The following is a 15,315-nucleotide window of genomic DNA, read 5'->3' as shown; positions in this document are numbered from 1 at the left end:
GGAAGGCGCGGGCATGGCACGGTATCTGATCACCTCGGCGATCCCCTACATCAACGGGATCAAGCATCTGGGCAATCTGGTCGGCAGCCAGCTTCCGGCCGACCTGATCGCACGCTACATGCGCGGCCGGGGGCACGAGGTTCTGTTCCTCTGCGCCACGGACGAACATGGCACGCCCGCCGAACTCGCCGCTGCCAAGGCCGGCAAGCCGGTCGAGGAGTTCTGCGCCGAAATGCATGCCGTCCAGTCCGAGATCGCCAAGGGCTTCCGGCTGTCCTTCGATCATTTCGGCCGCTCGTCCAGCACCCAGAACCGCAACCTGACCCAGCATTTCGCCGGCAAGCTGGCCGAGAATGGCTACATCACCGAAGTGTCGGAAAAGCAGGTCTTCTCGGTCGCCGACAACCGCTTCCTGCCCGACCGCTATATCGAGGGCACCTGCCCCAACTGCGGCTATGACAAGGCGCGGGGCGATCAGTGCGAGAATTGCACGAAGCAGCTCGACCCGACCGACCTGATCGAGCCGCGCTCGGCCATTTCGGGATCGACGGTTCTGGAAGTGCGGGAAACCAAGCACCTCTACCTGCGCCAATCCGCGCTGAAGGGCGAACTGTCGGACTGGATCGATAGCAAGACCGACTGGCCGATCCTGACGACATCCATCGCCAAGAAATGGCTGAACGACGGCGACGGGCTTCAGGACCGGGGCATCACGCGCGACCTGCACTGGGGCGTGCCGGTGAAAAAGGGCACCGAGGATTGGCCGGGGATGGAAGGCAAGGTCTTCTATGTCTGGTTCGACGCGCCCATCGAATACATCGCCTGCGCCGCCGAATGGGCGGATGCCAATGGCAAGACCGATGCCGACTGGGAACGCTGGTGGCGCACCGACAAGGGCGCGGATGACGTGACCTATCTGCAATTCATGGGCAAGGACAACGTTCCCTTCCACACCCTGTCCTTCCCCGCCACCATCATGGGCAGCGGAGAGCCGTGGAAGTTGGTCGATTACATCAAGTCCTTCAACTACCTGAACTATGACGGCGGCCAGTTTTCCACGTCGCAGGGGCGCGGGATCTTCATGGATCAGGCGCTGTCGATCCTGCCCAGCGATTACTGGCGCTGGTGGCTGCTGTCGCACGCACCGGAATCCTCGGACGCCGAGTTCACGTGGGAAAACTTCCAGGGCAGCGTGAACAAGGATCTGGCCGACGTTCTGGGCAACCTCGTGTCGCGCGTCACCAAGTTCTGCCGCGCCAAATTCGGCGAGGTCGTCCCCGAAGGCGGCCCAACGGGCGAGGCGCTGGTGGCCGAACTGACCACCCGCCTGCGCGCTTACGAGGGCCATATGCAGGCGATGGAGGTCCGCAAGGCCGCGACCGAGTTGCGCGCCATCTGGGTCGCGGGCAACGAATACCTGCAATCCGCCGCGCCGTGGACCGTCATCAAGACCGACGAGGATGCCGCCAAGGCGATGGTCCGCCTCGCGCTGAACCTGATCCGGCTCTATGCCGTCATCTCGCGCCCGTTCATCCCGGACGCAGCGCAGACGATGATGGACGCGCTGCATTGCGACGACTGGACCTGGCCCGAGGATGTGGCAACGGCGCTGGACACGCTGAAACCCGGCCACGCCTTCACCGTCCCAGAGGTGCTGTTCACCAAGATCGCGGACGAACAGCGCGAGGAATGGCAGACCAGTTTCGCCGGGATTCGCGCCTGACCTATTCCGCGGGGCTTTGCGAGGCCCCGCGCAACTCCGATTGCAGGCGAGCTTCTTCCTCGGCCTTGGGTTTGGAAAAGCCCGCCAGCAGCAGATAGGCGACCGGCGTCAGATACAGCGTCGCCACCGTCGCCAGTCCCAGCCCGCCGACGATGATCCAGCCCAGCGCCACGCGCGCCTCGGCCCCCGCCCCGTGAGAGAAGATCAGCGGGATGCCCCCCACGATCGCCGCCGCCATCGTCATCATCACGGGCCGCAGCCGGATGGTCGATGCCCGCCAGACCGCATCGCGGACGGATGCACCCTCGTCCCGCAACTGGTTCGCGAATTCCACGATCAGAATACCGTTCTTGGCCATGATCCCGACCAGCAGCACCAGCCCGATCTGGCTGTAGGTATTCATCGACGTCCCGGTTAACAGCATGGCATAGATCGCGCAGGCCAGCCCGAAGGGCACCGTCGCCATCACGATCACGGCGGCGATGAAGCTTTCGAACTGTGCCGCCAGCACGAGGAACACGACCAGCATCGCGAAACCGAAGGTGATGGTCAGGCCCGATGCCGTCTCGCCCAGCGTCGCGGCCTCGCCCAGGGGGATCAGGGCGCTGCCCTCGGGCAGTTCTTCCGCCGCGATCTGCTGCACGCGGGACAGCGCCGCGCCAAGGCCAAGCTCCGGCGTCAGGTCGGCCGAAATCTCCACCGCGCGCATCTGATCCTCGCGGCCCAGTTGCGGCGCGACCGCCCGTTCTTCCAGCGTGACGAAGGCGGAAATCGGAACCATCAACCCATCGGTCGTGCGGGCAAAGATGCGTTCCAGATCGCCCGGATCGTCCACCGGCTCGCCCGCCGGGAACATCTTGATGTCATAGCTTTTATCGTCGACGAACACCTCGCCTACCGCGCGCCCGTCCAGCACCGCCTGAAGCGCGTCCCCAAGCCCCTCGATCGACACGCCAAGGTCCGAGGCGCGGCGGCGGTCCACGGCGATGAAAAGCTGCGCCTGCGTCTGCTCGTATCCCAGCTCCACCCGGCCGAATTCCGGCTCTGCTTCCATCCGCGCCATGATCCGCGCCGCATTGTCCGCGATGGTGTCGTAATTCGATCCGGTGATTGCAAAGCTGAGCCCCCGCCCAGCCCCCCGGATGCCCAGCGAATTCGGCTGCATCACCGAAATGTCGATGCCGACGATCCCCTCCAGCGCCGGGCGCAGATCCGCGAGGATCTCCTGCTGGCTGCGGTCGCGTTCGCCCCACGGCGCCAACGAAAGGCCGATATAGCCGCGATTGTCGCGCCCGCCGCTGCCGGCGACCGAGAAGACCGAACGCACCTCGCCCGAGCGGCGCAGCGGTTCGACCACGGCTTCGATCTGCGCCATCTTGGCGGAGGTATAGTCCAGCGATACGCCCTGCGGCGCGGTGATGGACAGCGCGATGTTGGCGCGATCCTCCGGCGGGGTCACTTCCTGCCGGATATTGCCCGCCAGCAGCCATGCCATGCCGGAAATCAGCACCGTCGCCAGCACCACGACCCAAGGCGCATCCAGCGCCACCCGCAGGGTCGACGCATACAACCGCCCCAGCCGCCCGCCGATCCGGGCCAGCAGGCCGTCCGGCTCCTCGTGCCGGGTCAGCAGGCGCGCGCACAGCACCGGGCACAGCGTCAGCGCGACGACGCCCGACAGCGCCACGGCAATCGCCATGGTGAAACCGAATTCGCGGAACAATCCGCCCGTCTGCCCCGGCAGGAACGACAGCGGCACGAAGACGGCGATCAAGGTCAGCGTGGTCGCAACCACGGCAAAGAACACCTGCTGCGTGCCCAGCACCGCCGCAGCCCGCATCCCCATCCCCTGCGCCCGCCGCCGCACGATGTTCTCCAGCACGACGATGGCATCGTCCACCACCAGCCCCGTCGCCAGCAAAAGCGCCAGCAGGGTCAGGATATTGATCGAGAACCCCGCCAGATAGACCGCCGCCACCGTTCCGATCAGCGAGACAGGCAGCGCCACCGCCGGGATCAGCGTCGCGCGCCAGTCGCGCAGGAACAGCCAGATCACGGCGATCACGATGATCGCGGCAAGGGTCAGCGTCAGCTCGACCTCGTGAATCGCGCCTTCGATGAACAGGGCGCTGTCATTGGTCACGAACAGGCTGACATCGCGCGGCAGAAGCGGCTTCAACTCTGCCACCACGCGTTTGACGTCGCGCGAGATGTCCAGCGTGTTCGACTGCGCCTGCCGGATGATCCCCAGCCCGACGCCCGTCTGCCCGTTCGAGCGCAGCACGCTTTCGCCCTTGTCCGGCCCCAGCGAGACGCTGGCGACATCTCCAAGCTCCACCCCCGGCGCGATGACGATGCGTTCGAACTGTTCGGGCGTCTGCACGGTGGCGGTGGTCCGGACGCTCAGGCTGCTGGCGTTCGAAGACAACGATCCCGCAGGGCTGTCGAAAGCGACATTCTCCAGCGCCTCGCGCACGGTCGCCACGGTCAGGCCCCGGCTGGCCAGCGCCAGCATGTCCGTTTCCACCCGAAAGACCGGGGTGCGCCCGCCGCTGACCTGAATATCGGCGACCCCGGCCACGCCCAGCAGGCGTTCCTCGACCAGATCTTCGGACAGTTGCGTCAGCTCCTGCGGGCTGCGCGTGGCCGAGGTCAGCGCAAGGCGCAGGATCGGATCGGCATTGGCGTCCGATTTCACCACGCGCGGCTCGTCCACGTCGTCGGGAAGCTGGCCGCGGATACGCGCCACCGCATCACCCACATCCGTCGCGGCGATGTTGAGATCGGCATCGTCGCCGAATTCCACCGTCACCCGGCTTTCCCCGAAGCGCGACATCGAAGAGATGGCGGCCACCCCCGACACCCGCGCGGCAGCGGATTCGATCCGCTCGGTTATCTCGCGGTCCACGGTTTCCGGGGACGCTCCGTCGAAATTGGTGCTGATGCTGACGACGGGGCGGTCCACCTCGGGCAATTCCCGGATCTCGACCCCCATCAGCCCGGCAAGGCCCGCGATCACGATCAGCGCGTTCAGAACGAAAGCCAGCACCGGGCGGCGGATAAACAGCGCCGTCATCGACCGGCCGGCTTCCTCGGCCCTTTCGCGCGCGCCTTCCATCAACCGCCCGCCGGGGATGCGCCCGCCCCTTGGGCAAGTTCGCGCAGCGCAACGGGAATGCCGGGGCGCAGCGACTGGGTACCCTCGGTCACGACCAGATCGCCGGGGGACAAGGCTGCATCGACCAGCACCTTGTCGGCATTGCGCTGGATGATCGTCGCGGGCACCACCTGCGCCAGCCCGTCCCGGACTGCCCAGACGAAGCTGCCATCCGCCGACCATTGCACGGCCAGCGGCGGCACGGCGGGAAAATCCTGCCCCCGGAAATCCAGCGTGATCCCAAAGGCCATGCCGCCCCGCAGCACGTCGTCGCCATTGGGCAGCATCGCCTGCACCAGAAGCGTGCGGCTGGCCGGGTCCACGCGGTTATCAACCGCCCGGACCGCGCCTTCCAGCCGCATGTCGGGGCGCGACAGCGGATGCGCCTTGACCGCCATCCGTTCGGACACCCGCGCGACGAACCGTTCGGGCAGCCGGAAATCCACCAGCAGCGAGGATCGGTCGTCGATCTGCGCGATGGCGGTCGAAGGCGTCACCTGATCGCCCGGCTCCAGCGACAGGATCCCCAGCCAGCCGGAGATCGGGGCGGTGATGCGGCGCTTGTCGAGGTGCAGTTCGGCCTCTCTCAACGCCAGCGCGGCGGTCTCGCGCGACAGCCGCGCCTCGATCCGCTGCAACTCGGTCGCGGCCCCGGCCAATGCCTCAACCCGCGTCAGGGTGCGTTCGGCATCGGCAAGCACCAGCGCGGCGCGGTCGCGGGCGATCGTTTCGGCCTCGTTCCGCAGGGTGGCGATGACCTGACCGGGTTCGACCATGATGCCGGAGGTCACCTCGACCGTTTCCAGCACGCCGGTCACTTCGGGCACGACGGTCACGGTGCGGAATGGGCGCCCGTCGCCGATGGCGGTGGCGCGGTCGTCCACGGCGGCCATCACCACGGCTTCCGCCACCACGCGCACACTGTCCTGCGCTTGCATCGCCGCTGCGCGTTCGGGCGCAGGCGCGATCAGCCCCCAGGCCTGAAGCACGGGTTTCGCCGACGGCACGAACAGCGCCCAGACGGCAAATGCCGCAGCAAGCATGGCAAGGGCCGCAAGGCCTTGGGTGGCAACCTTCCGCACGGGGCGCAGCTTCCTTTTCCTTGTATCCGGCGCAGTTTGCCTGACGCGGACCTATCCTCCAAGACCCGTCGTCTCACGGATCGGTGAAGTTTTGTCGCAGCGCGTCCCGGATCAGCGCGATCTCGTCCTTGCCCTCGGCCAGCAGGATCGCCTCCAGCCGCCGGTATGCCGCCAGAACCGCCAGCCCCGCCGCGGTCACCTCTGCCCCGCCACCCTTGGCCCCACCCCGCGCGGACGCCACCAAGGGCTCGGCAAACGCCGCGTTCATCTCCTCCACCAGCGACCAGGCGCGCTTGTAGCTCATGCCCATCGCGCGCCCCGCGGCCGAGATCGAGCCCTCGTCGCGGATCAACTCCAGCAGCCGGGCCTTGCCGGGGCCAAGGCGCAGCCCGTCGAACTCGATACGCAGATGCAGACGTTCCATCACCCCTCGCGGAACCGTTATCGGAGCGGGGCGTTCGGCACCGTCCCCCCGTTAAGGATTGCCCCATGAAGCGCCTCGTCTGCCCGGTCTGCCAGCAGCAGGTCCATTTCGCAAACACGATCTGCCTGAATTGCCAGACCGACCTTGTCTATGACCCGTTCGCGGCGACGATGACCCCGCTGGACGGCAGCGCGCCCTGCCTCAACCGCGACCAGATCGCCTGCAACTGGCCCGCAGGCGACGGCGGCTTCTGCGAAAGCTGCGCTGCGACCGAAACGATCCCGGATCTGAACATCATGGGCAACCTCGATCGCTGGTCGCGCGTGGAGACGGCGAAGCGGCGGCTGTTCTATTCGCTGATCGCGCTGGGCCTGCCGCGTGTTTCGCCCGCGGGCAAGGCGCTGCGGTTCTCGTTCATGGCGGACGAGATCGGGCCGGACGGGCAGGTGATCCATAAGGTCCTGACCGGGCATGAGGAAGGCGCGATCACCATCAACATCGCCGAAGCCGACGATGATGAACGCGAGGCCCGCCGCGTCGCGATGGGCGAGCCGTATCGCACGCTTCTGGGCCATCTGCGCCACGAGGTCGGGCATTATTACTGGGAGGTGCTGGTCAAGGAAGCCGGGCGCGAGGCCGAATGCGCCGAGGTCTTCGGTGACGCCGCGCAGGATTACGCCGCAGCGCTGCAACGCCACTATGCCGAAGGCCCGCCCCAAGGCTGGGACGAGGCGCATGTCTCCTCTTATGCCACCGCCCACCCGTGGGAGGATTGGGCCGAAACCTGGGCGCATATGCTGCATATCGTGGACGGGCTGGATACGGCGCGCAATCACGGGTTGGACCCATCCGGCACGGGGGTGGACGATGCCCATGCCATCACCGACCCCGAGGTGCTGATGCAGGCGTGGATTCCGCTGGCCACCGCGATGAACGCGATGAACCGTTCGATGGGACATCAGGATTTCTACCCTTTCGTGATCTCGCCCATCGTGGCGGCAAAGATCGGCTACATCCTGCAACTTATCCGTCAGCCGGCCCTTTCAACCCAGGCCGTGGCCTGATCGCGCTGCGGTTGGGGGTTGCGCCCCGCCCCCCTACCGGGCCATCAGGAACATGCCCGAGACCAGTTCAGGAAGCCTGCCCATGCCTCTCCGCGCGATCCTCGCCGCCTTTCTCGTGATGCTGCTGCCGATGATGGCGATGGCGCAGGAACCCGCCGCGGCACCGCCTTCGGATCAGGCGGTGCAACAGCTTCTGGACATCCTGCAGAACGAAACCTCGCGCAATGCGCTAGTCCAGCAGCTTCAGGCGCAGGTCGCCGCCACCCCTGCCGCCACCGCCGCCCCCGAGGAGCCGCCCGCCTTCGCCCAGCAGATCGCCGAACAGACCGCGACCTTCGGACGCGAACTGACCGCGGAACTGGGGCGCCTCTGGACGGAACTGACGCGCATCTGGGTGCTGGTGCAGGACGTGCGCACCGCCGGAAGCCTGTCGCCCGAGGCGATCGCGCTGATCCTGACCGTCGTGACCACCATTGCCGCCTCGGCCATCCTTGGCCAGATCGCGGGGGCTTTTGCGCGCAGGCACACGCCGCCGCCAACCGCCGGCTTCGCCCAGCGCGCCAAGGCGACGGGGATTTCGGTCCTGTTCCGGCTGATCGCGCTGCATCTGGCATGGGCGCTCGGCTTCGTGCTGGCAACGGCGGTGTTTTCGTCGACCGGGGTGCCGAGCCAGTCGCAGACGCTGTATCTGAACGCCTTCTTCGTCTTCGGACTGGTCCGCGTGCTGCTGCGCGCGATCACCAGCCCGGATGCCGACAAGGAACCGGCGCTGTCGATCCTTGCCCCGGCGGCGCAGAGCATCGTCTATGGCAATATCGTCATGGTGGCGGGGCTGGTGATTCAGGGCTTCCTGTTCATCCTGCCGCTGACGCGCCTGTGGCTGGGGTTCGCCACCGTGCGCCCGCTGCGCACCCTGATCGCGACCATCGCCGCCATCCTTGCGCTGATCGCCATCCGCCGCATGGCGCGCGCATTGGACAAGGCGCGGGGCGACCGCGCGACCGCCGACGGCCAGCCCGGATCGGCGGTGGCCGAAGGGGCGCATTCCACATGGCGCCGCATCTGGCCGGTGCTGGGCTTCGTCTATGTCGTCTACTGCTGGTTCATCGCCGTCACCCGCCCCAACCTGATCGAGGAGATCGTCCTGCGCGGCACGATCTATACCGTGATCGCGCTGCTGATCCTCGTCTGTGCGCTGCGTCTGCTGAAATCGGCATCGGCAATCCGTGTGCGGCTGCCCAAGGCCGTGCTGGGCACGCTGCCGAACATCGAATCGCGCCTCAACCGGCTGATGACCACGATGGCCGCCATCGTCGCCCTGGTGCTGCTGATCGTTGCCGTGACGGTGGGCGTCACGGGCTGGGGCTGGATCGACAGTTCCGTGCTGATGACCGAGGGGATGCAGAACTTCCTGTGGCGGCTGCTGTCGGCGCTGCTGATCGCCGCCATCGCCGCGGTCATCTGGGCGGTGATCGACGGCTGGATCGCCTATCGCCTGCGCCACGCAGCGGGGGGCGGCGCGGCCACCAGCCGGACGAGAACGCTGCTGTCGCTGTTCCGCAACGCCTTCACCATCGCCATCGCCATCTTTGCCACCATGATCACCATGTCGCAGCTTGGCATCGACATCGCGCCGCTGATCGCCGGTGCCGGGGTGATCGGTCTGGCCATCGGTTTCGGCTCGCAGAAACTGGTGCAGGACGTGATCACCGGCATCTTCATCCAGCTTGAAAACGCCATCAACGAAGGCGACGTGATCGAGGTGGCGGGCATCGCCGGCAGCGTGGAGAAAGTGTCGATTCGATCGGTGCGCGTCCGGGCGGGCGATGGCGCGATCAACATCGTGCCGTTCAGTTCCGTCGATACCGTGACCAACCGCACCCGCGATTTCGGCCAGCACCAGCAGGTCGTCAAGGTCGCCTATTACGAGAACGTCGCCAAGGTGAAGGCCGCGCTGGACGAGGCGTTCGAGCGTCTGAAGGCGCTGGACAACGATCACGTCATCATCGGCGGTCTGGCCCATGACGGGGTGATCGCGGCGCTGGACAACACCATGAGCCTGCGCGCCAACATCAAGACGCTGCCGGGAAAACACTGGGGCATCGGCAACAAATACACCGAGCTTGTGCGCGACGTGTTCGAGGAGAAGGGCATTTCCGTCCCGCCGCCGCAAAGCGAGCTGATCTTCCCGCCCGATCTGCGGATGAAACGCGAGGCCTAGGGCCGCGACAGCCGCGCCGCCTGTTCCAGATCCTCGCGGAACCGGCGGCGCTCCGCCTTCGCCAGTTCGGGATCAGGCAGGCGCAGAAGGTAGGAGGGGTGGACCGTGACCAGCACCGGCGTTCCATCCTCCATCCGCTCCACCTGCCCGCGGCGCTTCAGAATGCCCTCGCCCGACCCGGTCAGCGCCTGAAGCGCGGTCGCGCCCATCGCGACGATCAGCTTCGGCTTCACCAGCGCCAGTTCCTGATCGAGCCATGTGTGGCAAGCATGGATTTCGCTGCCATTCGGCTTCTGGTGCAGACGGCGTTTGCCGCGCGGGGCGAATTTGAAATGCTTGACCGCATTGGTGATGTAAAGGCGGCCGCGGTCCAGCCCAGCCGCCTCCGCCTCCTGATCGAAGATCTGGCCTGCGGGGCCGACGAAGGGGCGGCCCGCCAGATCCTCCTGATCGCCCGGCTGCTCGCCCACGAACATCACTTCGGCATCGGCGGGGCCGATCCCGAACACCGTCTGCGTGGCGGGGGCGTGAAGCGGGCAGCGGGTGCAGGCCGCCGCCTCGGCCCGCAGCGCGTCCAGCGTTCCGGCGGTCGGCACCGGACGTTCGGGCACGGCCATCCGGCGGGCGACGGCAAGGCGGCGGGCGGGCGCCTCCTCGGCTTCGCGCGCGGCCATCTCGGCGACGCGGCGGTCGGCATCGCGGATAAGTCCGGGGATCAGATCCGCTTCGGGCAGGTTCTTCCAGTATTTCTTCGGCATCTCCGACTGCATCGCGCGCACCATCACGCGGGCCGGGTTGAAGATATTGGCGTAATAGGTGCGCCAAAGCTCCTCGGTCGCATCTTCGGGCGGGCGGGCAGCGGCGGTCGTCTCGTGGAAGGTCAGCGTGCCGTCGAAACGGGCGGTGATCTCGGGCGTTGCGATCACCCAATCCATGTCGCCGAAGCGTTTGGCGAAAAAGGGCGTCCCGGCTTCGACCGTGTGATGCTCCGGCTCGAACCATGCGGCAAAGGCGCGGCGGCCCTCCGAGGGCACCTCGCGGAAGCGAACGAAGGCGTGCATCTTGTGGATGTCGCGGCGCACGGACTTGGCCTGCTCCATCACGCGGCGGATATCGGCATCGCTTCGATCGCCCCAGACCAGCCCGTCGTTCAGCCGCAGCACCAGACGATAGGCGCGAGCAAAGCGTTCGGGGTCGGAATGACACAGGGCCGCCTCGATCTCGGCCAGCGCGGCACGGGGGATCGTCAGGCTGCGTCCCTGCCCCTTTGGCGCATCCCCGGCGAACAGGTCCGGCGGGGCGGTCCCGCGATGCCAGATGACATGTTCGGGCGCGATGCCTTCGGCGGCCAGCGCCCGCGCCTCGGTCCGCCATGCCGCCACCGTGCCGATGATGGGCAGCACGACCTGCCGCATCAGAACAGGCTCAACTGTTCCGGCGCGGGGGCATATCGCGCCCGAAGCGCATCGTCATCCAGCCCGCGCGCCGTCCAACCCGGAAGCGTGATGAAGGGCTTGGCATGTTTCGTCACCGCCCCCATCGCCACCAGATGTTCGAACCGCACCGCCCCGCGCCGCCGCGCCGCCACGATCCGGTCCACCGTCTTCACGCCGAACCCCGGCACGCGCAGCAGCATCTCGCGCGCCGCGCGGTTCACATCCACGGGAAACTGTTCGCGATGCGCCAGCGCCCATGCGGTCTTGGGGTCCACCTCCAGATCCAGCATCCCCTGCGAGGCGATCTCGGACACGTCGAACCCATAGAAGCGCAACAGCCAATCCGCCTGATACAGCCGATGTTCCCGCATCAGGGGCGGCTTTTTCAGCGGCAGCATCCGCGACGCGTCGGGAATGGGCGAGAAGGCCGAGTAATACACCCGGCTCAGCCCATAATTGGCATAGAGGTTCGCGCTCTGCGTCAGCACGTCGCGATCGTCGGCGGCATCCGCCCCTACGATCACCTGCGTCGATTGCCCGGCGGGCGCAAAGGCCGCGCGGCGCTTGCCCGTATGCGTCACCTCGCGCGAGGCTTCGCGGCGCAGGCGCACCTCGCCCATCGCGCGGCGGATACCCTTGGCCGATTTCTCCGGCGCAAGCTGCGACAGCCCGGCCTCGGTCGGCATTTCGATGTTGATCGACAGCCGGTCCGCATATTTTCCCGCCTCCTCGATCAACTCGGGCGAGGCGTCTGGGATGGTCTTCAGGTGGATGTAACCGCGAAACCCCTCCCGCTCGCGCAGGGTTTTCGCGATCCGCACCATGTCGGCCATCGTATCGTCCGACGACCGGATGATCCCCGACGACAGGAACAACCCTTCGATATAGTTCCGGCGATAGAATTCGATGGTCAGCCGAACCACTTCCTCGACCGAGAACCGCGCGCGCTCCACCTTGGACGACACACGGTTCACGCAATAGGCGCAGTCATAGATGCAGAAATTGGTCATCAGGATCTTCAGCAGGCTGATGCAGCGCCCATCCGGGGCATAGGCGTGGCAGATGCCCGAACCGCCCGACGATCCCACCCCCTTCCCATCGCGCGAATCCCGCTTCGCCCCGCCGCTGGATGCGCAGGAGGCGTCGTATTTCGCGGCATCGGAAAGGATCGCGAGCTTTTCGGTCAGGGACTTCATGCGTTCACTATATGTTCACGGACGTCAAAATGAAAGGGGGACGCCGAAGCGCCCCCCTCGCATCGGCGTCAGCCCTCGTATTCGGGCAGTGCCTCCAGCTCTTCGCGGGTCATGGTGGTATAGGCGCGGATGTCGTCGCCATCGTCCTGTTGCAGAATCTCAAGCTCGGTCATGGTCAGCGCCACCGGCTTCGCGCCGATCCCGAGGAATCCGCCCACATCGACGATCACCTGCGTGACCTTGCCCTGATCGTCCAGCACCAGTTCGGACACGGTGCCCACATCGGCATCCTCGGCGGTATAGACGTTGGCGCCGGTCAGGTTCTCGGACGTCACCGCTTCGGTCATCACGGGGCTGTAGCCTTCGCGGGACGAGGTGGTGGCCATGTCCGGGTTGGTGGTTTCCGGAGTTGCGGGCGCGGTCGGCACGGCGGGATCGGCCATCGTTCCGGTGCCGGTATCGGCGGGATCGTTGGTCGGGGTCATGTTCTCGCCCGTCAGCGGGGCCTGCGTGTCACCATCGGTCGCGGGCGGGGTCGTCGTGTCCTGCGCAAAGGCAAAACCGGCGGTCGCAGTGGCAAGGATGGTCGACAGGAAAAGCTTTTTCATCTGATGGTCTCCTCGAAATCAGCGCGCTCGTTCGGCGCTCCCATTCCCAACCTCGGTATGGAAATTCTGTTCCAAACCTTCTTTCCGGAACCTGCGGCGCGGTTGTCGGTTGGCCCAAGTCCAAGCCAGCGAAGAAAATCATGACCCTTCCGACAGCCATCTATCATCTGCTGCTGCGCGAAGGCCGCAGCTTCGACACCGCAAGCGACCTTCTGCCGCACCTGGCCGAGACGGGGTATTCGCACCTCTATCTCTCGCCCATCCTGCAGGCGACGCCGGGGTCCACTCATGGATATGACGTCAGCGACCCGACCCGCATCGACGAAAGCCTTGGCGGGATCGACGGCTTTGCCCGTCTTGCCGACGCGGCGCGGGTGCAAGGGATCGGGATCATCCTTGACGTGGTGCCGAACCATACTGCGTGCAACCTGTCGAATCCCTGGCTGCTGGACGTGCTGCGCCATGGCGAGGCAAGCAGATATGCCCGCCATTTCGACATCGACTGGGCGCGCGGGCGGCTGGTGCTGCCTTTCCTGCCCGCCCCGTTCGCCACGGTGATCGAAACCTTCCGGCTGGAGGACAAGAACGGCGGCATCCTGACCGACGGCCTTCTGGAACTGCCGCTGGCACCGGGCACCCTGCCCTCGGATGGCCATGACGACCCGGATATCATCGCCGCCGTCCACGAGGCGCAGCACTGGCGCCTCGCCCATTGGGAGCTGGAACGCGACGGCATCACCCATCGCCGCTTCTTCAACGTGACCGGACTTATCGGAATGCGGGTCGAGGACCGGCAGGTGTTCGAGGACATGCACGCCGCCACCTTCGATCTGGTGCGGCGCGGCTGGGTCCAGGGGCTGCGGATCGACCACATCGACGGGCTGGCCGACCCCGAAACCTATCTGGACTGGTTGGCCGAGGATCTGCCGGGCACTCCCGTCTGGGTCGAAAAGATCCTGACCGGCGACGAGGCGCTGCCCGACTGGCGCACGCTTGGCACCACCGGCTACGAATCCGCCCGCGCCTTGGCCCGCGTGCTGACCAACCCGTCGGGGCTGGAGGAGATCGACCGCCAGTGGCGCGAGGCCACCGGAGCGACCGGCGATTTCGAAGCCGCGCTGGAGGAGGCGAAGGGAGAGGTGATCCGTCAGGACCTTGCGGCGGAACTGCTGCAACTGGTCGCCCTTGCCCGCGCCGCCGCCGAACAGGACCCCGAGGCCGAACCGGGCGACGAATCCCTGCGCGAGGCGATCCTGCGCCTGCTGATCCACTTTCCCCGCTATCGCACCTATTTCACGGACCGCACCCGCCGGGGCGAGGATCTTGCGCTGATGGACGCTCTGGTCGAACAGGCCTCGCAAGGGCTGCGAACCGATGCGACCGTGCGGTTGGTCGCGGGTTTCGTCACCGATGCGGCAAGCGACCCCGCCCGCGCCTTCCGCACCCGGTTCCAACAGGTCACCGGCGCATTGCTGGCAAAATCGCACGAGGATACCGCCGCCTTCCGCTGGAACCGCTACCTTGCCGCGAACGAGGTCGGATCGCTGCCGGACGAGGCGAGCATGACCGTGCAGGCGTTCGACGACTGGATGCAAAAGGTGCAGCCGGCGCATATGAACCTCACCTCGACCCACGATACGAAACGGGCCGAGGATGCGCGGATGCGCCTTGTCGCCATCAGCCACATGCCAGACAGCTTCCTTGCGCTGTGGCGACGGGCCTCGGACATGCCGCAGGCGGATGCGGTCGATGCCAACCTGCGCTGGTATATTCTCCAAAGCCTGCTGGCCATGTGGGAGCCCGATCGCGGCGACATCGAGGATCGGCTGCGTGCCCATATCGAAAAGGCGATGCGCGAGGCCAAGCGGATCACCTCGTGGACCCATCCCGACGCGGCGGCAGAAGCCGCGCCCCTGGCCTTCGCCCACGCGCTGTGCCGAAGCTGGACCTTGGGCCTGCCCGAAGACGCGCATCCACTGCTGGACCGCGCCGACCGGCTGACATTGGTGCAAACGGCGCTGAAGCTGACCATGCCGGGCATCCCCTACGTCTATCAGGGGACCGAGGTTTCCGCCCATAACCTGACCGATCCCGACAACCGCCTTCCGGTTGATCATGCAGCCGTCCGGGGCGCGACCTGCGCGAAATCGCGGCTGACCCGCGTGCTGGTGGACCTGCGGCGCAAGATGCCCGATTTCTTCCGCGATGCCGGGGTCCGGGTGGATCAACCCGCCCCCGGCCAGCTTCGCCTGATCCGTCAGGGCGCATCTGGGCGGCTGACGGTGACGGCGGCGCTGGATGCCTCGACCCCAGCGCCGGGGAACCTCTGGCCCGACCGCGAAAACGGCCCGGTTTCCGTGCTGTGGGAACCGCGCTGAAATTCTTGCCGCAGTGCGGAACAAAC

General features: G+C 66.5%; 10 protein-coding genes. 4 read left to right on the top strand and 6 right to left on the bottom strand.

Translation table 11 applies throughout. The annotated features are described in order from the left end of the window. Nucleotides 1-13: 13 nt before the first annotated feature. Nucleotides 14-1,723, top strand: a complete 1,710-nt coding sequence (gene metG, locus E2K76_RS12950; RefSeq protein WP_136684735.1) for a methionine--tRNA ligase — start codon at nucleotides 14-16, stop codon at nucleotides 1,721-1,723. A gap of 1 nt (nucleotide 1,724) precedes the next feature. On the opposite strand, the gene E2K76_RS12945 is transcribed toward metG, so the two are convergent. The 3 genes from E2K76_RS12945 to E2K76_RS12935 all read right to left on the bottom strand — a co-directional run bounded on the left by E2K76_RS12945 (nucleotide 1,725) and on the right by E2K76_RS12935 (nucleotide 6,386). Continuing rightward, the gene (locus E2K76_RS12945) at nucleotides 1,725-4,799 is read right to left on the bottom strand and encodes an efflux RND transporter permease subunit (RefSeq protein WP_246032960.1); all 3,075 of its coding nucleotides are present in this window, start codon (nucleotides 4,797-4,799) and stop codon (nucleotides 1,725-1,727) included. Between the two features lie 41 nt (nucleotides 4,800-4,840). Continuing rightward, nucleotides 4,841-5,962, bottom strand: coding sequence for an efflux RND transporter periplasmic adaptor subunit (locus tag E2K76_RS12940; protein WP_169053302.1), 1,122 nt, complete (start codon nucleotides 5,960-5,962; stop codon nucleotides 4,841-4,843). Between the two features lie 73 nt (nucleotides 5,963-6,035). Continuing rightward, on the bottom strand, nucleotides 6,036-6,386 hold the full coding sequence (locus E2K76_RS12935) for a winged helix-turn-helix domain-containing protein (RefSeq protein ID WP_136684733.1): 351 nt from the start codon (nucleotides 6,384-6,386) through the stop codon (nucleotides 6,036-6,038). 65 nt (nucleotides 6,387-6,451) lie between these two features. Here E2K76_RS12935 and E2K76_RS12930 point away from each other — a divergent pair, with 65 nt between their 5' ends. Together E2K76_RS12930 and E2K76_RS12925 are read left to right on the top strand one after the other, a co-directional pair. Further along, nucleotides 6,452-7,450 carry a zinc-binding metallopeptidase family protein gene (locus E2K76_RS12930; RefSeq protein ID WP_136684732.1) on the top strand — a complete coding sequence of 333 codons (999 nt, stop codon included), beginning with the start codon at nucleotides 6,452-6,454 and terminating at the stop codon, nucleotides 7,448-7,450. A gap of 82 nt (nucleotides 7,451-7,532) precedes the next feature. After that, nucleotides 7,533-9,671 carry a mechanosensitive ion channel domain-containing protein gene (locus tag E2K76_RS12925; RefSeq protein WP_169053301.1) on the top strand — a complete coding sequence of 713 codons (2,139 nt, stop codon included), beginning with the start codon at nucleotides 7,533-7,535 and terminating at the stop codon, nucleotides 9,669-9,671. Here E2K76_RS12925 and E2K76_RS12920 read toward each other — a convergent pair. The 3 genes from E2K76_RS12920 to E2K76_RS12910 form a co-directional block, all read right to left on the bottom strand. Further along, a complete protein-coding gene (locus tag E2K76_RS12920) occupies nucleotides 9,668-11,086 on the bottom strand; it encodes a UdgX family uracil-DNA binding protein (RefSeq protein ID WP_136684730.1) in 1,419 nt (472 codons plus the stop codon). The two genes, E2K76_RS12925 and E2K76_RS12920, sit on opposite strands and share 4 nt — an antisense overlap. After that, the gene (locus E2K76_RS12915) at nucleotides 11,086-12,303 is read right to left on the bottom strand and encodes a putative DNA modification/repair radical SAM protein (protein ID WP_136684729.1); all 1,218 of its coding nucleotides are present in this window, start codon (nucleotides 12,301-12,303) and stop codon (nucleotides 11,086-11,088) included. Before E2K76_RS12915 ends, E2K76_RS12920 begins: the two co-directional genes overlap by 1 nt. Nucleotides 12,304-12,371: 68 nt before the next feature. Next, nucleotides 12,372-12,911 carry a PRC-barrel domain-containing protein gene (locus tag E2K76_RS12910; RefSeq protein ID WP_136684728.1) on the bottom strand — a complete coding sequence of 180 codons (540 nt, stop codon included), beginning with the start codon at nucleotides 12,909-12,911 and terminating at the stop codon, nucleotides 12,372-12,374. 140 nt (nucleotides 12,912-13,051) lie between these two features. On the opposite strand from E2K76_RS12910, the gene treY reads away from it, so the two are divergent. Beyond that, on the top strand, nucleotides 13,052-15,289 hold the full coding sequence (treY, locus tag E2K76_RS12905) for a malto-oligosyltrehalose synthase (RefSeq protein WP_136684727.1): 2,238 nt from the start codon (nucleotides 13,052-13,054) through the stop codon (nucleotides 15,287-15,289). The last annotated feature ends 26 nt before the right edge of the window (nucleotides 15,290-15,315 follow it).

Origin of the sequence: Falsirhodobacter xinxiangensis (assembly GCF_004959935.1) — a bacterium.
Lineage (GTDB): Bacteria > Pseudomonadota > Alphaproteobacteria > Rhodobacterales > Rhodobacteraceae > Falsirhodobacter > Falsirhodobacter xinxiangensis.
This window is presented reverse-complemented; position numbering and strand designations above follow the sequence as displayed.

Bases quoted from the DNA above. Each gene is read 5' to 3' on its own strand.
- treY (WP_136684727.1), top strand. From the start codon at position 13,052: ATGACCCTTCCGACAGCCATCTATCATCTGCTGCTGCGCGAAGGCCGC.
- E2K76_RS12925 (WP_169053301.1), top strand. From the start codon at position 7,533: ATGCCTCTCCGCGCGATCCTCGCCGCCTTTCTCGTGATGCTGCTGCCG.
- E2K76_RS12910 (WP_136684728.1), bottom strand. From the start codon at position 12,911: ATGAAAAAGCTTTTCCTGTCGACCATCCTTGCCACTGCGACCGCCGGT.
- E2K76_RS12930 (WP_136684732.1), top strand. From the start codon at position 6,452: ATGAAGCGCCTCGTCTGCCCGGTCTGCCAGCAGCAGGTCCATTTCGCA.
- E2K76_RS12935 (WP_136684733.1), bottom strand. From the start codon at position 6,386: ATGGAACGTCTGCATCTGCGTATCGAGTTCGACGGGCTGCGCCTTGGC.
- metG (WP_136684735.1), top strand. From the start codon at position 14: ATGGCACGGTATCTGATCACCTCGGCGATCCCCTACATCAACGGGATC.
- E2K76_RS12915 (WP_136684729.1), bottom strand. From the start codon at position 12,303: ATGAAGTCCCTGACCGAAAAGCTCGCGATCCTTTCCGATGCCGCGAAA.
- E2K76_RS12945 (WP_246032960.1), bottom strand. From the start codon at position 4,799: ATGACGGCGCTGTTTATCCGCCGCCCGGTGCTGGCTTTCGTTCTGAAC.
- E2K76_RS12920 (WP_136684730.1), bottom strand. From the start codon at position 11,086: ATGCGGCAGGTCGTGCTGCCCATCATCGGCACGGTGGCGGCATGGCGG.